Annotated in this window: 19 protein-coding genes and 1 pseudogene; 4 read left to right on the top strand and 16 right to left on the bottom strand. The window is 58.5% G+C overall.

Annotated features, from left to right (window positions below):
• Positions 1 to 43: 43 nt before the first annotated feature.
• The 6 genes from HU754_RS09375 to flhA all read right to left on the bottom strand — a co-directional run bounded on the left by HU754_RS09375 (position 44) and on the right by flhA (position 6,554).
• Positions 44 to 832, bottom strand: coding sequence for a protein phosphatase CheZ (locus HU754_RS09375; protein ID WP_007920000.1), 789 nt, complete (start codon positions 830 to 832; stop codon positions 44 to 46).
• 18 nt (positions 833 to 850) lie between these two features.
• On the bottom strand, positions 851 to 1,222 hold the full coding sequence (locus HU754_RS09370; RefSeq protein WP_161986607.1) for a chemotaxis response regulator CheY: 372 nt from the start codon (positions 1,220 to 1,222) through the stop codon (positions 851 to 853).
• Positions 1,223 to 1,388: 166 nt separating this feature from the next.
• Entirely contained in the window at positions 1,389 to 2,129 is a 741-nt protein-coding gene (fliA, locus tag HU754_RS09365) for an RNA polymerase sigma factor FliA (protein WP_093439777.1), read from the bottom strand.
• A complete protein-coding gene (gene fleN, locus HU754_RS09360) occupies positions 2,126 to 2,956 on the bottom strand; it encodes a flagellar synthesis regulator FleN (protein WP_003222917.1) in 831 nt (276 codons plus the stop codon). Before fleN ends, fliA begins: the two co-directional genes overlap by 4 nt.
• Before the next feature lie 116 nt (positions 2,957 to 3,072).
• Positions 3,073 to 4,413, bottom strand: a complete 1,341-nt coding sequence (gene flhF / locus HU754_RS09355) for a flagellar biosynthesis GTPase FlhF (RefSeq protein WP_093439773.1) — start codon at positions 4,411 to 4,413, stop codon at positions 3,073 to 3,075.
• Positions 4,414 to 4,424: 11 nt separating this feature from the next.
• Entirely contained in the window at positions 4,425 to 6,554 is a 2,130-nt protein-coding gene (gene flhA, locus HU754_RS09350; protein WP_093439768.1) for a flagellar biosynthesis protein FlhA, read from the bottom strand.
• A gap of 619 nt (positions 6,555 to 7,173) precedes the next feature.
• Between flhA and HU754_RS09345 the strand changes: the two genes are divergently transcribed.
• Positions 7,174 to 7,533, top strand: a complete 360-nt coding sequence (locus HU754_RS09345) for a DUF6124 family protein (protein ID WP_186625173.1) — start codon at positions 7,174 to 7,176, stop codon at positions 7,531 to 7,533.
• 146 nt (positions 7,534 to 7,679) lie between these two features.
• Here HU754_RS09345 and HU754_RS09340 read toward each other — a convergent pair.
• Positions 7,680 to 8,620, bottom strand: a pseudogene (locus tag HU754_RS09340) (IS110 family transposase).
• A 1,645-nt stretch (positions 8,621 to 10,265) separates the two neighbouring features.
• Between HU754_RS09340 and HU754_RS09335 the strand changes: the two are divergent.
• Together HU754_RS09335 and HU754_RS09330 are read left to right on the top strand one after the other, a co-directional pair.
• Positions 10,266 to 12,614 carry a hypothetical protein gene (locus HU754_RS09335; RefSeq protein WP_217827614.1) on the top strand — a complete coding sequence of 783 codons (2,349 nt, stop codon included), beginning with the start codon at positions 10,266 to 10,268 and terminating at the stop codon, positions 12,612 to 12,614.
• A gap of 423 nt (positions 12,615 to 13,037) precedes the next feature.
• On the top strand, positions 13,038 to 13,397 hold the full coding sequence (locus tag HU754_RS09330) for a DUF6124 family protein (protein ID WP_186625646.1): 360 nt from the start codon (positions 13,038 to 13,040) through the stop codon (positions 13,395 to 13,397).
• Between the two features lie 185 nt (positions 13,398 to 13,582).
• Here HU754_RS09330 and HU754_RS09325 read toward each other — a convergent pair whose 3' ends face one another.
• Positions 13,583 to 14,242 carry a hypothetical protein gene (locus tag HU754_RS09325; protein WP_186625648.1) on the bottom strand — a complete coding sequence of 220 codons (660 nt, stop codon included), beginning with the start codon at positions 14,240 to 14,242 and terminating at the stop codon, positions 13,583 to 13,585.
• A gap of 608 nt (positions 14,243 to 14,850) precedes the next feature.
• Here HU754_RS09325 and HU754_RS09320 point away from each other — a divergent pair.
• Positions 14,851 to 15,210 (top strand): DUF6124 family protein, encoded by a 360-nt coding sequence (locus HU754_RS09320; RefSeq protein ID WP_038361600.1) that lies wholly within the window; start codon positions 14,851 to 14,853, stop codon positions 15,208 to 15,210.
• Between the two features lie 165 nt (positions 15,211 to 15,375).
• Here HU754_RS09320 and HU754_RS09315 read toward each other — a convergent pair whose 3' ends face one another.
• From HU754_RS09315 to fliM, 8 genes are all read right to left on the bottom strand, one after another.
• On the bottom strand, positions 15,376 to 15,612 hold the full coding sequence (locus tag HU754_RS09315; protein WP_186625650.1) for a hypothetical protein: 237 nt from the start codon (positions 15,610 to 15,612) through the stop codon (positions 15,376 to 15,378).
• A gap of 140 nt (positions 15,613 to 15,752) precedes the next feature.
• A complete protein-coding gene (gene flhB, locus HU754_RS09310) occupies positions 15,753 to 16,892 on the bottom strand; it encodes a flagellar biosynthesis protein FlhB (protein ID WP_186625659.1) in 1,140 nt (379 codons plus the stop codon).
• 3 nt (positions 16,893 to 16,895) lie between these two features.
• Positions 16,896 to 17,681, bottom strand: a complete 786-nt coding sequence (gene fliR / locus HU754_RS09305) for a flagellar biosynthetic protein FliR (protein ID WP_093439752.1) — start codon at positions 17,679 to 17,681, stop codon at positions 16,896 to 16,898.
• 3 nt (positions 17,682 to 17,684) lie between these two features.
• Positions 17,685 to 17,954, bottom strand: coding sequence for a flagellar biosynthesis protein FliQ (gene fliQ / locus HU754_RS09300; protein ID WP_041072975.1), 270 nt, complete (start codon positions 17,952 to 17,954; stop codon positions 17,685 to 17,687).
• Positions 17,951 to 18,709 (bottom strand): flagellar type III secretion system pore protein FliP, encoded by a 759-nt coding sequence (gene fliP, locus HU754_RS09295; RefSeq protein ID WP_095050183.1) that lies wholly within the window; start codon positions 18,707 to 18,709, stop codon positions 17,951 to 17,953. Before fliP ends, fliQ begins: the two co-directional genes overlap by 4 nt.
• Positions 18,709 to 19,161: a flagellar biosynthetic protein FliO gene (fliO, locus tag HU754_RS09290; protein ID WP_186625662.1), complete on the bottom strand. Its 453-nt coding sequence runs from the start codon at positions 19,159 to 19,161 to the stop codon at positions 18,709 to 18,711. Before fliO ends, fliP begins: the two co-directional genes overlap by 1 nt.
• Positions 19,162 to 19,611: a flagellar motor switch protein FliN gene (fliN, locus tag HU754_RS09285; protein WP_008077656.1), complete on the bottom strand. Its 450-nt coding sequence runs from the start codon at positions 19,609 to 19,611 to the stop codon at positions 19,162 to 19,164.
• 55 nt (positions 19,612 to 19,666) lie between these two features.
• Positions 19,667 to 20,635, bottom strand: a complete 969-nt coding sequence (gene fliM, locus HU754_RS09280; RefSeq protein ID WP_003222890.1) for a flagellar motor switch protein FliM — start codon at positions 20,633 to 20,635, stop codon at positions 19,667 to 19,669.
• Positions 20,636 to 20,644 lie beyond the last annotated feature (9 nt).

Genomic DNA, 20,644 nt, shown 5'->3' with positions numbered 1-20,644 from the left:
TCCTACAGGTCTAAAAACCCAAAAAACCTAAAATTCCACAACTCTAGAATCCGAGGCTGGATAACAAATCGTCCACATCGTCCTGACCGGACACAACGTCTTCTCGTTTATCGGCATGAATCTGCGGACCTTCACCCTGCGAGAGATGTTTTTGTGGATCTTTTTCTGCAAGCATCGCGGCGCGGTCATGTTCGATGCCCGCAAAGCGGTCGACCTGACTGGCCATGAGCACGAGTTTGAGCAAATTGCTTTCGACTTCGGTGACCAGTTGGGTCACACGCTTGATCACCTGACCGGTCAGGTCCTGGTAATCCTGGGCCAGCAGGATGTCGTTGAGATTGCTCGACACCGCACGGTTGTCCGTGCTGCTGCGTGACAGAAAACCGTCGACCCGGCGCGCCAGCTCGCGGAACTCTTCAGCCCCGACCTCGCGACGCATGAAGCGCCCCCAATCGGCGCTCAATGTCTGCGCTTCATCAGCCAGACTGTTGACCACCGGCGTGGCGCTTTCCACCAGATCCATGGTGCGGTTGGCCGCGGCTTCTGTCAGCTTAACCACATAGCCCAGGCGTTCGGTGGCGTCGGTGATTTGCGACACTTCCTCGGCCTGCGGCATGTTCGGATCGATCTGGAAGTTGACGATCGCACTGTGCAGTTCACGTGTGAGCTTGCCGACTTCCTGGTACAGGCCACGGTCACGGGTCTGATTGAGCTCATGGATCAGTTGCACAGCGTCGCCGAACCTGCCTTTTTCAAGGCTTTCGACCAGTTCGACCGCGTGTTTTTTCAGGGTCGACTCGAAATCGCCCTGTGAAGATTCGTTATGCTCCATAGCTCCCCCGCGCGTTCATCAGCCGATGCGTTCGAAAATCTTCTCGATTTTGTCTTTCAACGCCTGAGCCGTGAAAGGTTTGACTACGTAGCCGTTTACACCAGCCTGAGCGGCTTCAATGATCTGCTCGCGCTTGGCTTCTGCAGTCACCATCAGCACTGGCAGGTGCTTGAGTTTTTCATCGGCACGCACGTGACGCAGCAGGTCGATACCGGTCATGCCCGGCATGTTCCAGTCCGTTACCAGAAAGTCGATGCTTCCGCTGTTGAGCACTGGAATGGCAGTCACGCCATCATCCGCCTCGACGGTGTTGGTGAACCCAAGATCACGCAGCAGGTTCTTGATGATCCGCCGCATCGTTGAGAAGTCATCAACGATGAGGATTTTCATGTCTTTGTTCAATTCGACCTCCAAGCAGTCTTAAACGCGCCCAGCACCTGGACGCGCCACTTCAATCAATCGGCGCAGCACTCGAAGACTGTCTGGAGCACAACAGAGCAAGACCGGTGCCGTTCATCACCGCACCAGCCTCGTTCGCAGTGTCCCCACACTGCCTTCAGCGCGCTCGCCACTCCCCCAAACGCCCCCGCAAACGGGCCGCGCACTGGCTGTGTAACTGGCTGACCCGCGATTCACTGACGCCAAGGACTTCACCGATCTCCTTGAGGTTCAGCTCTTCGTCGTAGTACAGCGCCAACACCAGTCGCTCACGCTCCGGCAAATTGGCAATCGCGTCCGCCAACGCTGCCTGGAAACGTTCATCTTCCAGATCGCGTGACGGCTCCATATGAGCACTCGCGCCATCCTCGTGCAGCCCTTCGTGTTCGCCGTCCTGCAACAGGTCGTCGAAACTGAACAGGCGACTGCCCAAGGTGTCATTCAAAATCCCGTAGTAATCGTCGAGACTCAATTGGAGTTCGGCCGCAACCTCGTGATCTTTAGCATCACGGCCGGTTTTAGCTTCAATTGAGCGAATCGCGTCGCTGACCATACGGGTATTGCGGTGAACCGAGCGTGGCGCCCAGTCCCCTTTGCGCACTTCGTCGAGCATCGCGCCGCGGATTCGTATGCCCGCGTACGTTTCGAAACTGGCGCCTTTGCTGGCGTCGTATTTGGTCGAGACTTCAAGCAGGCCGATCATCCCGGCCTGGATCAGGTCTTCGACCTGCACACTCGCCGGCAAGCGCGCCAGCAAGTGGTAGGCAATGCGTTTGACCAGTGGCGCGTAACGCTCGATCAGCTCGTACTGCGCGTCACGTGCCGACTTCTTGTAGTAGTTCATACCGCTTGCGGTCATAGCACGGGCCCTGCCGTTTGCTGCACGAGGCGCTCGACGAAAAACTCAAGGTGGCCACGCGGGTTGGCGGGCAGCGGCCAGGTGTCGACCTTCTGCGCGATCGCCTTGAACGCCAGCGCGCACTTGGAACGCGGAAAGGCTTCGTACACCGCGCGCTGCTTCTGCACCGCTTTACGCACGCTTTCGTCGTAAGGCACGGCGCCGACGTATTGTAGGGCCACGTCAAGGAAACGATCCGTGACCTTGGTCAACTTGGCGAACAGGTTGCGCCCTTCCTGCGGGCTCTGCGCCATGTTGGCGAGGACGCGGAAGCGGTTCATGCCGTAATCGCGGTTGAGCAGTTTGATCAGCGCGTAGGCGTCAGTGATCGAGGTCGGCTCATCGCAGACCACCAGCAACACTTCTTGCGCGGCGCGAACAAAACTGACTACCGAGTCACCAATACCCGCAGCAGTGTCGATCACCAGTACATCGAGATTGTCACCGATGTCGCTGAACGCCTGAATCAGGCCGGCATGTTGCGCCGGGCTCAGGTGCACCATGCTTTGCGTGCCGGACGCCGCCGGCACGATGCGAATGCCACCGGGGCCTTGCAACAGCACGTCGCGCAGCTCGCACCGGCCTTCGATGACGTCGGCCAGCGTGCGTTTAGGGGTCAGCCCCAACAATACGTCAACGTTCGCCAGACCCAGGTCGGCGTCCAGCAGCATGACCCGACGGCCAAGCTCTGCCAGCGCCAGCGACAAGTTCACTGACACGTTAGTCTTGCCGACGCCACCTTTGCCGCCGGTCACCGCGATCACCTGTACGGGATGCATGCTGCCCATGTTATTTCTTTACCTTGTCTTGCATAGACGGAGGCCACATTACTGGCTGCGCGTTCACAACCGGAACAATGCATGGCAGACCATCGATGTAGGTACAAAAACTGTTCATGAATACCTCAGCCTACCTGCTTGGTCGGGCTGTGATAGATATCAGCGAACATGTCAGCCATGGCTTCTTCGCTGGGTTCTTCCTGCATTTGCACGCTGACGGCGCGGCTGACCAGTTGATGACGGCGCGGCAGATGCAAATCATCCGGAATCCGTGGGCCATCGGTCAGGTACGCGACCGGCAATTCATGACTGATCGCCAGGCTCAACACTTCGCCAAGGCTGGCCGTTTCATCCAGTTTAGTCAGGATGCAGCCGGCAAGCCCGCAACGCTTGTAACTGTGATAAGCGGCGGTTAGAACCTGTTTCTGGCTGGTGGTTGCCAAGACCAGATAATTTTTTGAACGAATGCCACGCCCGGCCAGACTTTCGAGCTGCATGCGCAGGGCCGGATCGCTGGCTTGCAGGCCGGCAGTATCGATCAACACCACGCGTTTGCGCAGCAGTGGATCCAGCGCTTGCACCAGCGATTGGCCCGGATCGACGTGGGTCACTGGCACATTGAGAATGCGGCCCAGCGTCTTCAGTTGTTCCTGAGCGCCGATACGGAAACTGTCCATGCTCACCAGCGCGACATTCTGCGCGCCGTATTTCAGCACATAACGCGCGGCAAGCTTGGCGAGTGTAGTGGTCTTGCCCATGCCGGCAGGGCCGACCATGGCAATGATACCGCCCTCTTCCAGTGGCTCGACTTCCGGTACGGCAATCATCCGGGCCAGATGCGCGAGCAGCATGCGCCAGGCCTGACGCGGTTCTTCGATATCAGTGATCATCGCCAGCAGATCGCGCGACAACGGGCCGGACAGGCCGATACGTTGCAGACGGCGATACAGGTTGGCTTGCGCCGGACGGCTGCCTTGCAGCTGATTCCAGGCCAGGGTGCCGAGCTGAACTTCCATCAGCTCGCGCAGGCTGTTCAATTCAAAGCGCATCGAATCCAGTGCACGCGGATCGATACCACCGGAGGACTGCGCAGGTGCCGGGGCCGGACGCGCCGGAGCGGCGTAAGTCGGCTCGGTCAGCGGTTCAGCGGCGGTCAGCGGCAGGCCGGCGGTCAATGGCAGCCCGGCGAAAATCTGGCGATTGCTATTGCCATCGGCTTCGCCACGCAGGCTCAACTCGGCCTGAGCGGTGACGATGCGCGACTGGGTCTTGCGCAGCTCGTCTTCGAGTTCCATGTTCGGAACCCGTGGCGCCAGCGCCGACAATTTGTAATCCAGTGCCGCCGTCAGCTCGACACCGCCGGCAATGCGGCGGTTGCCAATGATGGCGGCATCAGCGCCCAGCTCATCACGAACCAGCTTCATGGCCTGACGCATATCGGCGGCAAAGAAACGCTTAACTTGCATAAACCACTACCTCAGCCGTTGGGCCCTACTGTCGCAACGATGGTCACTTGCTTGTTGTCCGGTATTTCCTGGTAGGCCAGCACATGCAGTCCAGGGACGGCGAGGCGGCCAAAGCGCGAGAGCATCGCGCGGATCGGGCCGGCTACCAAGAGGATCACCGGCTGACCTTGCATTTCCTGACGCTGCGCCGCTTCGATGAGCGAACGCTGCAGCTTCTCGGCCATGCTTGGCTCCAGCAGAACGCCCTCTTCCGAGCCTTGTCCTGCCTTCTGCAGACTATTGAGCAATATTTGTTCCAACCTTGGTTCCAAGGTGATCACAGGCAGCTCGGACTCAGTGCCTACAATGCTTTGGACGATGGCGCGCGATACGCCGACCCGCACAGCAGCCACCAGCGCGGCGGTATCTTGACTCTTCGCGGCGTTGTTGGCGATGGCTTCGGCAATGCTGCGGATATCGCGCACCGGCACGTGTTCGGCGAGCAGCGCTTGCAGCACTTTGAGCAACTGCGACAACGTGACCACACCCGGCACCAGCTCTTCAGCCAGTTTCGGCGAGCTTTTGGCCAGCAATTGCATGAGTTGCTGCACTTCTTCGTGGCCGATGAGCTCGCTGGAGTGCTTGTACAGAATCTGGTTCAAGTGGGTCGCGACCACGGTGCTGGCGTCGACCACGGTGTAACCGAGCGATTGTGCCTGGGCGCGCTGGCTGATTTCGATCCACACCGCCTCGAGGCCGAAAGCCGGATCTTTGGCGTTGATACCGTTGAGCGTGCCGTACACCTGGCCCGGGTTGATCGCCAGTTCGCGATCCGGATAGATCTCGGCTTCGGCGAGGATCACGCCCATCAGGGTCAGGCGATAGGCGCTTGGCGCCAGGTCGAGGTTGTCGCGAATGTGCACGGTCGGCATCAGGAAGCCCAGATCCTGCGAGAGCTTCTTGCGCACGCCCTTGATCCGCGCCAGCAATTGCCCGCCCTGGTTGCGATCCACCAGCGGAATCAGGCGATAACCGACTTCCAGACCGATCATGTCGATCGGCGTCACGTCGTCCCAGCCCAGCTCTTTGGTTTCCATGGCGCGGGCCGGCGACGGCAGCAAATCCTGCTGGCGCTTGACCTCTTCCAACGCCACGACTTTAGCGACGTTCTGCTTTTTCCAGAACAGGTACGCGCCGCCAGCGGCCAGCGCAGCCATGCTCAGGAACGAGAAGTGCGGCATGCCCGGCACCAGGCCCATGACCGCCATCAGACCGGCCGCCACTGCCAGCGCTTTTGGCGATGCGAACATCTGGCGATTGATCTGTTTGCCCATGTCTTCCGAACCGGAAGCACGGGTCACCATGATCGCCGCCGCTGTTGATAACAACAGTGATGGCAATTGCGCCACCAAACCGTCACCGATGGTCAACAAGGCGTAAACCTTGCCGGCATCGCCGAAGCTCATGTTGTGCTGGAAGATACCGACGGCCATACCGCCGATGAGGTTGATGAACAGAATCAGAAGGCCGGCAATGGCGTCACCACGGACGAATTTGCTGGCACCGTCCATCGAACCGTAGAACTCGGCCTCTTGGGCGACTTCCTGACGGCGCATCTTGGCCTGGTTCTGATCGATCAGACCGGCGTTGAGGTCGGCGTCGATCGCCATTTGTTTGCCGGGCATCGCATCGAGAGTAAAGCGCGCGCTCACCTCGGAAATCCGTCCGGCACCCTTGGTGACCACGACGAAGTTGATGATCATGAGGATCGCGAAGACCACGATACCGACCACGTAGTTACCGCCGATCACCACCTCACCGAAGGCCTGAATCACCTTACCGGCAGCGGCGTGGCCGTCCTGACCGTGGAGCATCACCACCCGCGTCGAGGCCACGTTCAACGCCAGCCGCAACAGCGTCGCGACCAGCAGAATCGTCGGGAACACGGCGAAATCCAGCGGCCGCAGCGCATACACGCAGACCAGCAGGACGACGATCGACAGGGCAATGTTGAAGGTGAAGAACACGTCGAGCAGGAACGGCGGAACCGGCAACATCATCATCGCCAGCATGACCAGCAGCAACAACGGCACGCCCAGATTGCCTCGACTGAGGTCGGCAACGTTTGTGCGAGCAGTGTTGAATAACTGAGAGCGATCCACCGGTTTTCCCCGTTCCTTTAAAGCAAACTTTTGACGCCCAGAGCGGGCTCACGGCGGGTACTGCAAGAAGCTTTCCAACTTTTGCGGTTGATTGAAAAACACGGCCAGTGTAGGAGTGAGCCTGCTCGCGATAGCGGTTTGTCTGGTTCGAATTCATCGACTGAAAAAACCCCATCGCGAGCACGCTCACTCCTACAGGGGACCGAATTCCAAATATTGGAGTGGAATGCATTCCAAATGTGGGAGCGAGCCTGCTCGCGAAGAGGCCAGTGAAGTCAGCGCAAATCGCCCCTTAAACTCCAGCGTTTAAAAGACACCTTCAGACACGCCTTTCAGGCTACAAATCCTTGCGCCATTGCCTACAGCCAAGCCAGAATCCGCCGGCTTGTGCGCCTTGGGGTCGGGTTCTATTGTGGTCCGGTCGCTGACGAATCAGCGATCGGGTCTCGCAGCCCGTCGATCTCTGGACGCACAACACCCGCTTTTTTATGGCGGCTGTACGTGGGAGACCTTCGGGTCTGCCGGTTCTAGAGTCCCGGTCTGCGACCCGCGTATAGCTGCCACCTTCATTCGTCTCGCAGCGAACGTTGGCAGCTCCAATGACTCTAGGAGCTTCACCATGACCAAACCAACACCCAACCCACCCGAAACCGATCTCGCCTCCCCCTACGAATCCCTCGATTCAAAAAAGCTCAACGACGCCGCCGAACGCGCGCTCGATCACTACCTCTGCCCACCCGGCTCCACCCCACCGCCGCGTAAAACCCGCCGGATGTACGCCGTTACCGCCGACTTCAAAAACGAGGAACTGCTCGCCGATGCCAGCGAAACCCTCGCCTCAGCCAGAACCATCGCCCATGACTTCGCCCACCTCATACCCGCGTCGCAGCGCAGAACGCTGCTGGGGATCGCGCAATTGATCATGCTCGGGGAACTGGCGGTGAATCGGGTGATGGATAATCTTGAGGTGCCGCAGTAGCAAGGAGCTGTGACAAGCCTTGAGTGAGTTGTTTTGGCTGCTGACATCTTCGCGGGCAAGCCCGCTCCCACAGGTTCGGCGGTGTAAACGCAGCCTGGTGATCGACCCCGATCCCTGTGGGAGATTCTATGGTTGAGGGGAAGCCCTCAACTGACTTTTGCCTGATATTCGCTTTGCCCTTTCAGCAAGGCGAATACCACCCGAGCAAGTTTGCGAGCCAGCATCACCAACGCCTGTGTGGTGCTGAAACCCCGTGCTCTTTGGGCTTCGTAAAACCCTTTCCAGGCTATCGTACGGCTAGCCGACATCGCTGCGTTGTGCAAAAGTCGGCGGGCCTCGGGGTCTCCGCGCTTGGTCAAGCTACGGCGACCGTCCTTTTGCCCTGATTTCGATACCCGTAAATCCATTCCCAGGAAGGCGATAAACGCATCCGCGTTGCTAAATTCCCCACGCTGAAACGCTGTGAGCAGGCGCGCTCCGGTCAGAAATCCAATGCCCTCAACTTTCAGGCAACGCTTCAATTCGCCGAGCAAACCGGCTTGTTTGAGCTGATCGTTGATCGTCTTTTCGATCATCGTTTCAAGCCGCTGCATGGATTTTATTTGTTCAGCAAAAGCTGCCTTCAACAACGGCTCATTCGACCAGCTCTGCACCAGGCCGACCCTGGCCTGGACCAAAGCGCGCGGCGGCGGAAAAGGCTCAGGAGCTGGCGGTACAGCGGTGATGGCGGGGTCCAGGGGTGCAACTCCTCGGCTTCGTTCTTCAGGTAACGGGCCAGCAGCTTGGCGTCCAAGGCGTCGGTTTTGGCGCGGATCTTCACGCCTTCGCGGTAGTGTTTGAGTTCATAGCCGCCCACCATGTAAATCGTGCAACCGGCCGCATAGGCCAAATCAGCGAATTCCAGGTGGTAGATGTTGGTTGCCTCAATGGCAATAGACACGGGGCCGAGCAAGGCTTTCAGCCACTGCTTGATGGATGTTTTGGTGTTGGGAATCGCTTCAAGCAGATCGCTATCGGCCTGATAAATCACCAGTTCATTTTTGGCAACATCCACGCCAACGATCGGATTTGATAGAGCGACTGGCATTGCCACAGGATTTCCTCCGGGATAAGGTTTGAGTACTTGAAGGGCTCACCCAGAGGCGCAGGCTTGTTCCTATCGTCGGTCTAGCCAGATGCATTCTTTATCGGCGCTTGGGTGAAAGGAGGAGGGGCGAAATCTCCCACGGTCTGTACTGCGTCAACAGTCAGAATCGAGCCTTGTCCCTCCTCCTCCCTTCAAGTCCTACCATACAAGCGAGCCTGCTCGCGAGGGCGTCTTCAAAGCCCCCGCACCGCTCGAGCAGGAAAAAGCAAACAACCGCTCGTCGGATACCCCTACGCACCTGTCAGATCTGACAGGTGCGCATTCTGCCGTTTAACCGTTCAATCACTCCGTCACTTCCCCCCCACGGAGTCAGCGCCATGTCCAGCCCCAACAAACCCCTGCTACTCAAGGAGCTCGACATCCCCGGGCGCAGCAAAGACCCGGTGTCGACGGATCCCGATGTCTGGGGTATCAACATCGCCGCGGCGCTGGACAACTTTCCGCTTCATGGCTTGCTGTGCCAGGCGGGGCCGTGGGGCAACATGGCCGAAGGCGACAAGTTGACGATCTTTTGGGGCACCGGGCAGAACGTCTGGGTGGAAACCGTCAACAAGGACGAGGTCAACAAGCAACTGCGCATGTTCGTGGCTTCCCGGCACATGGTCGATGGCGAGTTTGCGGCGTCCTATTCCGTCAGGCCGCTGGGCGCCAGCAAAGATGAACCGTCCGAAGTCATGCAGGTGCTGGTCAAGCTGACGCGCCCGGGCGGCCATGATGACAACGGTGACGGCGGGCACTCCAAGCTGATCATGATCATTCCCCAAGACATTCTTGACGGCGGCATCGACAAGGACAACGTGGCCGATGGCGTGGAAATCAGCATTGGTGAGGCCGATGGCACAGAGCCCTATCCCTGCGCTGCGGCCGGCGATACTTGTCGCTTGAGTTGGGGCGGGATCTACGTGTTCAGTGAGCCGCTGACCCAGGAACAGGCCGAAGGCAAGGCCCCGATCATCATCACCATCACGGAAGCGGTCATTCGCGACGCCGGCGATGCAGAGTCTCCCGGCGTCGCCGTGGTGTTCGAAGTGTACGACAAGGTCTTCAACCGTTCCGAGGACTGGAGCCCCGAACAGCGTGTGGTAGTGGCCGTGGATGCGACCCGGCTGATCGCGCCGCTGCTCAAGGAAACGCAGAACAACGTGCTGGATGTCGACAAACTGGGCGATGCCGATGGCACCGTGCAAGTTATTGCCACGGATACGAGCAAGTTCAAAGTCGGAGACAAGGTATTCATCAGGATCAAGGGCACTCCCGTCGAGGGGCCGCCGATTGATTGGGAACCGTCAGCAGGCGTCGAGTTGAAAAGTGTGCCGAGCATTTTGGAAACCACGGCTCCCAACGCCGTGCTGCGTCAGTTGGCCAAGTCCCAGATCACTTTGTCTTACCGCCTGGAAAAAGCCGACGGCTCCGCCGATCTGAAATCCAAAAGCCAATTTATCCGCGCCATCGGCGAAGTCCAGCGGCTGGCCGCGCCGAAGGTGCTGGACGAGGACTCCGGAGCGCTGGACCCGACACTGCCCCAAATCCGTCTCGAGTTCCCCTTCGACAAATCCTTTGTCGAAGGCATGCTCCTAAGCCGGTCATGCTCGGCACCACGCCCGGCCTCAAGCCGTACCTGCCTGAGCTGCCAACGCGCCCCATCACCTACAACGACATCGTCGCGGCCAAACCACTGTTGTACAACATCGACGGCAAACACATGGCCCCGGTCGACGGCGGCACAGCGGAGTTCTACTACCAGCTACTGATTTCGAGCGCGGTGCTCGCCACGCTGGACCCGTTCGAGGCCACCCGCGCCATTCGCGAGTCGATCCACAGCGACATCCTGCGCGTCGGCGAACCACGCCTGGAACTGCCGCAACTGGAAGTGGCCGGCGTGGTGGACGGCGTCCTGCCACCCGACACCGCCGGCACCACCGCGACGGTGATCTACAAGGAAACGGTCCCCGGCGATGAAGTGCTCCTGTCCTGGCTCGGCTCGATCACCGGCGAATACCCCGACAGGATCAAGCTGAACGAATTCACCGCCGGCGAGGAAGTGCCGTTCACCATTCCGGCGGCGATGATCAAGGGCAACGAAGGCGGCAAGGTAAAGGCCTCGTACAAAATCGAACGTGCGGCGGGCGGGACCAGTCATGCCGAGCCGTTGGAGTTCGGTGTCGGCGTGGCGCTGGATCTGAAAGAGCCGAAAATCAAGGAAGCCCCGAACGACAGCAGCCTCGACCCGCTCGCTGCCCAGAGCGCACTGACGGCGGTGATCAACTATGACGGCATGCAGGTCGGCGACAACATTACCGCCAGTTGGCACGGCGCACACGGAACACTGCCCGCCGGCTCGCACACCACAGATCCATGGCCGGTCACCACCGTCGGCCCGCAGGAAATACCGCTGGCCGTCTCGGTGATCGCCTTCAACCTCGACAAGTCAATCACCCTTGACTACGCCATGACACGCGGCACCCAGGATCCAAAAGACTCGCGGACTCGTACGTTGGCGGTGTTGCAACTGCGCGTGGATCTTTCGCATTCGCCGAAGATCATTCAGGCGGCCGGCGGTGGTGAGGGCACTGAGCTGGATGTGTCGACGCTGACTGCTGCGGCCACTCTTCGTAGTGGTTTCTGGCCGCACATCGCCAGTGGCCAGCGTGTCTGGATGCGGGTGGAAGGCACGAAAAAAGACGATAAAGCGTACATCCGCAACGTGTGGACAGGCCCAAGTAATGCCGTGAACGGGTCCTGGATCTCAAACGGCTACCTCGATGTTTCCTTGGCCTTGGCTGACCTGCAGTCACTAAAGGACCTCAGCCCACTGAACGTGTTTTTCATGGCTACCCCGGATCGCAGCACGGATGAAAACCTGGCGCTGAGTTTTCCGGTGCGCACGTATACGGTCAAAAACGTCGTAGAAGTGCTGCCGACTATTGAGTCAATCAAGGAGTCGCCCGGTGGGGACGAAATCCCACACGGCAGCCCGACAGTAAAAACAGCGGTCACACTGAGTGGTAAGGCCACCCCGGGCAAAAAAATCGATCTGGCCAATAACGGCGTAGTGATGCCGAATACTGAAATTCAGGTCGATCCAGAGGGGGAATGGACATTCCAACTGACGGGGCTGGTTGCTGGAACTACCTACAAGCTGCGCGCCAGACGCAAGGATGGTGCAATCTCAGATGCCCGTGATGTTGTCGTAGTCGAGTTGATAGACCCGACGCTAGACCATGTGCTGGACGACAAAGGTATGGAAGTGCCTGATAGTGAGGCGACCTTCACCACTAAATTGAAACTTAAAGGGAAAGCTAGCTTAGGCCAAAAAATCGAAATCTTTGATGGTGTTTGGCCCGACGCAGAGTCTAAAGGTATAGCCGCCGCGAATGAAATTACGGGATTATGGGATATTGATATCAACGTTACGGAAGGTACACGCCGGTTGTACGTCGAATCGCTCTATCATAGTGGCCTTGTGCATTCGAATGTACGTAATCTGAACGTACTGCCTTCGCCCGAAGGAGAAAACTTTGACGCACAACCTTCCTTTACACTTTTACCGAGCAACTCTCGCGATATAGGGAGCATGATAATAACTAATTTTACAGGCAATAAACCTGTATCAATCCTTGAAATAGCGACCCAATATCCAGGGAAAGTTGAACGAAAAACTCTTGCCTTAAATGATGGCCCCGCAACTATACGGCTAACATTGAAAACTGGCTACACTGAAATTGAATTCTGGTATACAGATGTCGACAGATCAAACAATGCAAAAGTTATTTTCTACAACTCAGACATAAAAATCAAAGAAGAACCACTATTACCCCACACCCCGAACAACCCACATAAAATGACATTTAATTCGGAGAGAATCGACAAGATTGATATTGTCAGCAGCGCATCAGATGTTATCTATTTCGATAATTTCGTTTTCAAGAAATAGAACTAAGGCATTATCGGGGGACAGACCAAATTTTTCACCCAGACAGTCGCCCGATACTTTGCCTTTTAAACTATGGCGTTTAAAAGATACCTCCAGATACGCCTCTGAGGCTACACACCCTTGCGCCATTGCCTACAGCTACGCCAGAATCCGCCGGCTTGTGCGCCTTGGGGGCGGGTTTTATTGTGGTGTGGTCGCTGACGAATCAGCGATCGGGTTTCGCAGCCCGGATCAATCAAGGCGCACAGCGCTCCAGTTCATTGCCATCAACTAAAGGCAATGGTGCTTCATGGCGGCTGTGCGCGGGATACCCTCGGGTATGCCGGGTGCCTTGATTCCCGGTCTGCGAACCTGCGTACAGCTGCCACCTCTCTTCGTTTCGCAGCGAAATGTGGCGGCTCCAGCAATCAAGGAGCTTTACCCATGATCAAACCAACACCCAACCCACCCGAAACCGACCTCGCCTCCCCCTACGAATCCCTCGATTCCAAAAAGCTCAACGACGCCGCCGAACGCGCGCTCGATCACTACCTCTGCCCACCCGGCTCCACGCCACCGCCGCGTAAAACCCGCCGGATGTACGCCGTTACCGCCGACTTCAAAAACGAGGAACTGCTGGCCGATGCCAGCGAAACACTCGCCTCAGCTAGAACCATCGCTTATGACTTCGCCCACCTCATCCCCGCGTCGCAGCGCAGGACGCTGTTGGGGATCGCGCAACTGATCATGCTCGGCGAGCTGGCGGTGAATCGGGTGATGGATAATCTTGAGGTGCCGGGTTGACGCAGGCATTGGGGACACCGGCTGATTGATCCAGCGTCAATTCTGACGCCTTCGCGAGCAGGCTCGCTCCCACCGTTGAACGGCTTCCAAAGTGGGAGCGCGAATACTGGCTAAGGCGCAACACAAACCTTGAGGCAGAAAAAACCCGCCGCCCCGTTTCAGTCGGGGCGGCGGGTGGGCGGTCACTACGCGATTAAAACCTGTTCAGCTGTAATCGGGCCAAAACTGAGCCTCTTGCCGTTGATATAGCGCGCGCCCTTGAGCAGCTTCATACCCTCGATAACGACGACTTCGTCCTGCATGTACATAAACGTCACCACCGATACCGGCGTCGTACGAGACACTTTTGTCCGCTGCTCTATGAGGGTGAGAGCCCAATCAAACCAAATGATGGGGAGGTCTTCGATCTTGATTTCGCGCTCCGGATTTTGCCAACGAAAGTCCTGCCGCGCCGTAATCAAAAGCGCATTTCCCTCTATGACGAATTGCGGCTTGCCAAATCGCCTCTCCATTTCACTGTTGATCCAGACATCCAGGTACAAATCCGGATCGGTGAAGAGTTCGAAAAGCATCGCACTGTTGACGATTTTTCCTGCAGAAGCACCAATCACACTGTAGTGATTGTGGTACGCCAACCCCTCCAGCTCCGGCCGAATCGCGTTGCTCGACACTTCCAGATAATTGGCGCTGTAGGCGTTGGCCATCTGCTTGAAATGGGTGAAGTCCAGCATCAACTTGAAAGTCACGGAGTAACCGATTGCGCGATCGGCTGTACGTTGTTCCAACACTCCCGAGACGAATTCAACCTCCATACCTTGCAACTTTATATAGGGCTGGTCTGCCATGATTGCTTCCTCTGAAACCTTATGCAGGTGCCGCTCCCTGGTACTCGTATCAGATGAACAGAGCGACCAATGCAGGGAAATGCCGGGAGAATTCCCATGGCAATGAGAGCGCCGGCGGGCGCAGCCGTCTACTGTCAGACTTGACAGGTTCACAGGCTTTCCAGACAGACGGTAACCGCCAGGAATCGCGACGCAGGAACCCTCAGGGACAGACCACATTTACAACCAGATCTTCGCCCACATTATCTTTTAAACTTTGGCGTTTAAAAGACACCTCCAGACACGCCTTCAAGGCTACACATCCTTGCGCCATTGCCTACAGCTACGCCAGAATCCGCCGGCTTGTGCGCTTTGGGGTCGGGTTCTATTGTGGGTCGGTCGCTGACGAATCAGCGATCGGGTTTAGCGACTCGGACCAACTCAGTGCATCAGCGTTCGTAGCTTCGTTGTGGGACTGCTCGCCCGCAATTATGTTATGGCGGCTGTATGCGGGAGACCTTTGGGTCTACCGGTGTGCCTGAGACCGGTTCGCTAACCTGCGTACAGCTGCCACCTTCACCTGTTTAGCGACAGGGAAAGAGTGGCTCCATAAACTCAGGAGTTTCACCATGATCAAACCAACACCCAACCCACCCGAAATCGATCTCGCCTCCCCCTACGAATCCCTCGATTCAAAAAAACTCAACGACGCCGCCGAACGCGCGCTCGATCACTACCTCTGCCCACCCGGCTCCACGCCACCGCCCCGTAAAACCCGCCGGATGTACGCCGTTACCGCCGACTTCAAAAACGAGGAACTGCTGGCCGATGCCAGCGAAACACTCGCCTCAGCTAGAACCATCGCTCATGACTTCGCCCACCTCATCCCCGCGTCGCAGCGCAGGACGCTGTTGGGGATCGCGCAACTGATCATGCTCGGTGAGCTGGCAGTGAATCGGGTGATGGATAATCTGGAGTTGCCGCAGTAGCGACACGCGAAGATCGTTCTCACGCTCCTGCGTGGGAATGTCTCAACGGACGCTCCGCGCTCGGCTTTGGAAGGGACGCGGAGCGTCTCGGCTGCATTCCCACGCAGAGCGTGGGAACGATCATAAAAAACCGCCGCCCCGTTCAGCGGCTTTGTGATCAATTGCTCAATACCGGAGGATTTTCACTTTTCCATTTTTGCTTTTGGGCAATTCGAACTCGACCTCGCCGCCCACTTTGACGTTCGCCTGCTGGGCATCGGCCAATCGAAGGGTGAATCGGTATTCTTTTGCTGTCAGAAAAAACCCAGTGGCCTCGGCAAAGGAAATACATCGTCCCGAGGGCTTCGGCGTGATGGTGCCCCTTCCGGTTTTTTCATCGTAGCTGCTGAAAATACCTTTCATTGCCTTGCTCCCTTGCACTCGCTCGCCTGACCGCGCCAGGTTCGCGGCGCCACCTTGCATCAAACTGCAAAATCACGGGAAGCGCACCTGTCAGAGTTGACAGTAAAGAGGGATCTCAGACCAATGGCTGCAAGGCAACGTCAGGAATCGCGGCGCAGATCCGGCGGAATCGGCAAGTCGTCCTTGAGCGGATCCGGGCGTTTGCCCTTGCCCGCACGGTACTGGCGGATCTGGTAGACGTAGGCCAGGACCTGGGCGACCGCGAGATACAGACCACCAGGAATTTCCTGCTCGAGTTCGGTGGAGTAGTAGATCGAGCGCGCCAGCCCCGGTGATTCGAGGAGCATGACGTTGTTGGCGACGGCGATTTCGCGGATTTTCAGGGCGAGGAAGTCGCTGCCCTTGGCCAGCAGTATCGGCGCACCGCCCTTCTCCGAGTCGTACTTGAGCGCGACGGCGTAGTGAGTCGGGTTGGTGATGACCACGTCGGCATCGGGAATGGCCGCCATCATCCGGCGCTGGGACATCTCGCGCTGGGTCTGGCGGATGCGCTGTTTGACCTCCGGGCGCCCCTCTTGATCCTTGTGCTCGTCGCGCACTTCCTGCTTGGTCATCAGCAGTTTCTTGTGCGCTTCCCAGAGCTGCACCGGCACGTCGACGGCGGCGATGATGATCAGGCCGCAGGCCAGCCACAAGGTGCTCCAGCCGACCAGCGTGACGCTGTGAATGATCGCCATCTCCAGCGGTTCATGGGCGATTCGCAAAAAGTCATCGACGTCCGACGACAACACCGCCAATGCCACGCCCAAAGTGATGAGGAACTTGGCCAGTGCCTTGAGCAGTTCGACCACCGCCTTGAACGAGAACATCCGTTTCAGGCCTGCCGCCGGGTTCATCCGGCTGAACTTGGGCGCCATGGAGCCCGCTGCGAACAGCCAGCCACCGAGGGAAATCGGCCCGATCAGCGCCGCCAGCAACAGGGTAATCATGATCGGCTGGATCGCCAGCAAAGCCATCTGGCCTGACTGCAACAGGAACGCGCCCATGGAACCCTGATCCATGATCACTTCGCGCGACAGCGTGAAGTTCAGGCGCATCAGTTCCATCAGGTCCTCGGCCAGCATGCCGCCAAACACCAGCAGCGCACCGGCACCGGCCATGGTCACGGCCAGGGTGTTGAGTTCTTTGGAACGGGCAATTTCACCCTTTTCACGGGAGTCCTTTTTACGTTTCTCCGTGGGGTCTTCTGTTTTGTCCTGACCGCTTTCGCTCTCTGCCATGACTCAGCGCGCCCGTGCCAGTTCGCGTAACAACTGCAGGGCCTCGGTGGCCAGCGGCTGGTACTGATTGAGAATGTCCGCCAGACCGACCCAGACGATAAACAGACCGAGGACCAGGGTCAGCGGGAAACCGATGGAGAAAATGTTCAGTTGCGGCGCGGCGCGGGTCATCACGCCAAACGCGATGTTGACCACCAGCAACGCCGTCACCGCCGGCAACACCAGCAACAATGCGGCGCCCAGCACCCAGCCGAGTTTGCCGGCCAGTTCCCAGTAATGCGCGGTCATCAGCCCGCTGCCGACCGGTAGCGTGGTGAAGCTTTCAGTGAGGACTTCGAAGACCACCAGATGGCCATTCATCGACAGGAACAGCAACGTGACGAGCATGGTAAAGAACTGCCCGATCACCGCCACCGAGACGCCGTTAGCGGGGTCGACCATCGAGGCGAAGCCCATGCCCATCTGAATCGCGACAATCTGCCCCGCCACGGCAAAGGCCTGGAAAAACAACTGCAGGGAAAACCCCAACACCGCACCGACCAGAATCTGCTCGGCTATCAGCAGCAAGCCGCTGAGATCCAGCGGGCTGACCGCCGGCATCGGCGGCAGGCTCGGCGCAATACACACGGTGATGGCCACGGCGAAATACAGGCGCACCCGGCGCGACACCAGGGTGGTGCCGAACACCGGCATGACCATCAGCATCGAGGCGACGCGAAACAGCGGCAACATGAACGACGCCACCCAGGTACTGATCTGGGTGTCGGTCAGCTGAAGCAGCGATTGCATGGCTTAGCCGATGACCATCGGGATGTTTTTGTACAACTGGATGATGTATTCCATGAAGGTCTGCACGATCCACGGACCGCCGACAATCAGGGTCACCAGCATTACCAGTAGACGCGGGAGGAAGCTCAGGGTCTGTTCGTTGATCTGGGTCGCGGCCTGGAACATCGCCACCAGCAGGCCGACCAACAGGCTCGGTACCACCAGAATCGCGACCATCAGGGTGGTCAGCCACAACGCTTCACGAAAGATATCGACCGCAACTTCCGGCGTCATGGCGAGACACCTCCGAAACTGCTGGCCAGGGTGCCGATGATCAGCGCCCAGCCATCGACCAGCACGAACAGCATGATTTTGAACGGCAGCGAGATGATCAGCGGCGAGAGCATCATCATACCCATCGCCATCAGCACACTGGCCACGACCAGGTCGATGATCAGGAACGGAATGAAGATCATGAAGCCGATCTGGAACGCGGTTTTAAGCTCGGAGGTGACGAACGCCGGCACCAGAATGGTCAGCGGCGCCTGATCCGGCGTGGCGATGTCGGTGCGTTTGGACAGGCGCATGAACAGCTCCAGATCGCTGGTGCGGGTCTGGGCGAGCATGAAGTCCTTGATCGGCACCTGAGCTTTTTCGACCGCTTGCTGGGCGGTAAGGGTTTCCGCCAGATACGGTTGCAGCGCGTCCTTGTTCACCCGGTCGAACACCGGGGCCATGATGAACATGGTCAGGAACAGCGCCATGCCGGTGAGGATCTGGTTCGACGGCGTCTGTTGCAGGCCGAGGGCCTGACGCAGGATCGAGAAGACGATGATGATCCGGGTGAAACTGGTCATCAGAATCACGGCCGCCGGAATGAAGCTCAGGGCGGTCATGATCAGCAGGATCTGCAGACTGACCGAATACTCCTGCGCGCCATCGGCGTTGGTGCCCAGCGTGATCGCCGGGATCGACAACGGATCGGCGGCGAACGCCAGCGGCGCGGCCAGCAACAGGGCCAGCGTCAAGACGATGCGTAACGCACCCATTACTTCTTATCCTTCTGATCCTTGCCGAGAATCTTCAGCAGATGCTGGGCAAATTCCGGGGTCGCTTTCTCGCTGGTATTCGGCACCTCGACCGGCTCTTTGAGCACGTGCAGCGCGGTGATGGTGCCGGGGCTGAGGCCGAGCAGAATCTGCTCGTTGCCGACCTGCACCAGCAGCAAACGGTCACGCGGGCCGAGCGCGCGCGAACCGATCAGCTCGATCACCTGGCCCTTGCCTGCCGGACCTGCCTGCTGCACCCGGCGCAACAGCCAGGCGAGGAAGAAGATCAGCCCCAGCACCAGCAACAGGCCGAACACCAGTTGCGTCAGTTGCCCGGCCACGCCGCTGTTGACCATCGGCGCGGTGGCGGCTGGCACTGTGGTCGCCGTTGAAGGCTCGGCGGCCAGCACGCTCAATGGCAATGCCAGCAAAGCCCAGAGAAACCGTCTCACTCAGCGCAGCTTCTTGATGCGTTCGCTTGGGCTGATCACGTCAGTCAGGCGGATGCCGAACTTCTCGTTGACCACCACCACTTCACCGTGCGCAATCAGCGTGCCGTTAACCAGCACGTCGAGCGGCTCACCGGCCAGACGATCAAGCTCGATTACCGAACCCTGGTTGAGTTGCAGCAGGTTGCGGATGTTGATGTCGGTGCTGCCGACTTCCATCGAAATCGACACCGGGATGTCGAGGATCACGTCCAGGTTCGGGCCGTCGAGGGTCACCGGGTCGTTGTTCTTCGGCACGCTGCCGAACTCTTCCATCGGCAGGCGCGAGCCGCTGGATGCATCAGCCGCCAGCAGCGCGTCGATGTCAGCTTGACCATCACCGGTTTCTTCCAGGGCCGCAGCCCATTCGTCAGCCAGTGCCTGGTCGTCCTGGGCGTTCATATCGTCGTTCATCATTTGTCCTCGGCGGGCAAAAATTCAGTTAAATGCTTGGGGTAGGAGCGCCGTTTCAGCGACGCTCGATCGGCTCGATCACTTGCAACGCGAGGTTGCCTTTGTGCGAGCCCATCTTGACCTTGAAGGCCGGCACGCCATTGGCGCGCATGATCATGTCTTCCGGCATTTCGACCGGGATCACGTCACCCGGCTGCATGTGCAGGATGTCGCGCAGTTTCAACTGGCGGCGCGCCACGGTAGCGCCGATGGGTACGTCGACATCGAGGACGTCCTGACGCAGCGCGTTGACCCAGCGCTCGTCCTGATCGTCGAGGTCGGACTGGAAACCGGCGTCGAGCATTTCGCGCACCGGCTCGATCATCGAGTACGGCATGGTCACGTGCAGGTCGCCGCCGCCGCCATCGAGTTCGATGTGGAACGTGGAGACCACGATCGCTTCGCTCGGGCCGACGATGTTGGCCATGGCCGGGTTCACTTCCGAGTTGATGTACTCGAAATTGACTTCCATGATCGCCTGCCAGGCTTCTTTCAAATCGACGAAAGCCTGTTCCAGCACCATGCGCACCACACGCAGTTCGGTCGGGGTGAATTCACGCCCTTCGATCTTGGCGTGACGGCCGTCGCCGCCGAAGAAGTTGTCCACCAGTTTGAACACCAGTTTGGCGTCAAGGATGAACAGCGCGGTGCCGCGTAACGGTTTGATCTTGACCAGGTTGAGGCTGGTCGGCACGTACAGCGAGTGCACGTATTCGCCGAACTTCATCACCTGCACGCCACCGACGGCAACGTCCGCCGAGCGGCGCAGCATGTTGAACATGCTGATGCGGGTATAGCGGGCAAAACGCTCGTTGATCATTTCCAGAGTCGGCATGCGTCCACGGACGATGCGGTCCTGACTGGTCAGGTCGTAGCTTTTGACACTGCCGGGTTCGGCAGCGTTATCGGTCTGTACCAGACCATCGTCGACGCCATGCAACAGCGCGTCGATTTCATCCTGGGACAGCAGATCCTGCACGGCCATGTCGTGTTC

It is taken from the genome of Pseudomonas zeae (genome assembly GCF_014268485.2).
Classification (GTDB): Bacteria; Pseudomonadota; Gammaproteobacteria; order Pseudomonadales; family Pseudomonadaceae; genus Aquipseudomonas; species Aquipseudomonas neuropathica.
Note: the sequence above shows the minus strand (reverse complement) of the source record. Positions and strands in the feature narration are given on the sequence as shown.

What these genes read in the sequence shown, in the direction of transcription:
- HU754_RS09375 (WP_007920000.1), bottom strand. Translation starts at nt 832, where the DNA reads ATGGAGCATAACGAATCTTCACAGGGCGATTTCGAGTCGACCCTGAAA.
- HU754_RS09370 (WP_161986607.1), bottom strand. Translation starts at nt 1,222, where the DNA reads ATGAAAATCCTCATCGTTGATGACTTCTCAACGATGCGGCGGATCATC.
- fliA (WP_093439777.1), bottom strand. Translation starts at nt 2,129, where the DNA reads ATGACCGCAAGCGGTATGAACTACTACAAGAAGTCGGCACGTGACGCG.
- fleN (WP_003222917.1), bottom strand. Translation starts at nt 2,956, where the DNA reads ATGGGCAGCATGCATCCCGTACAGGTGATCGCGGTGACCGGCGGCAAA.
- flhF (WP_093439773.1), bottom strand. Translation starts at nt 4,413, where the DNA reads ATGCAAGTTAAGCGTTTCTTTGCCGCCGATATGCGTCAGGCCATGAAG.
- HU754_RS09345 (WP_186625173.1), top strand. Translation starts at nt 7,174, where the DNA reads ATGACCAAACCAACACCCAACCCACCCGAAACCGATCTCGCCTCCCCC.
- HU754_RS09335 (WP_217827614.1), top strand. Translation starts at nt 10,266, where the DNA reads ATGCTCGGCACCACGCCCGGCCTCAAGCCGTACCTGCCTGAGCTGCCA.
- HU754_RS09330 (WP_186625646.1), top strand. Translation starts at nt 13,038, where the DNA reads ATGATCAAACCAACACCCAACCCACCCGAAACCGACCTCGCCTCCCCC.
- HU754_RS09325 (WP_186625648.1), bottom strand. Translation starts at nt 14,242, where the DNA reads ATGGCAGACCAGCCCTATATAAAGTTGCAAGGTATGGAGGTTGAATTC.
- HU754_RS09320 (WP_038361600.1), top strand. Translation starts at nt 14,851, where the DNA reads ATGATCAAACCAACACCCAACCCACCCGAAATCGATCTCGCCTCCCCC.
- HU754_RS09315 (WP_186625650.1), bottom strand. Translation starts at nt 15,612, where the DNA reads ATGAAAGGTATTTTCAGCAGCTACGATGAAAAAACCGGAAGGGGCACC.
- flhB (WP_186625659.1), bottom strand. Translation starts at nt 16,892, where the DNA reads ATGGCAGAGAGCGAAAGCGGTCAGGACAAAACAGAAGACCCCACGGAG.
- fliR (WP_093439752.1), bottom strand. Translation starts at nt 17,681, where the DNA reads ATGCAATCGCTGCTTCAGCTGACCGACACCCAGATCAGTACCTGGGTG.
- fliQ (WP_041072975.1), bottom strand. Translation starts at nt 17,954, where the DNA reads ATGACGCCGGAAGTTGCGGTCGATATCTTTCGTGAAGCGTTGTGGCTG.
- fliP (WP_095050183.1), bottom strand. Translation starts at nt 18,709, where the DNA reads ATGGGTGCGTTACGCATCGTCTTGACGCTGGCCCTGTTGCTGGCCGCG.
- fliN (WP_008077656.1), bottom strand. Translation starts at nt 19,611, where the DNA reads ATGAACGACGATATGAACGCCCAGGACGACCAGGCACTGGCTGACGAA.
- fliM (WP_003222890.1), bottom strand. Translation starts at nt 20,635, where the DNA reads ATGGCCGTGCAGGATCTGCTGTCCCAGGATGAAATCGACGCGCTGTTG.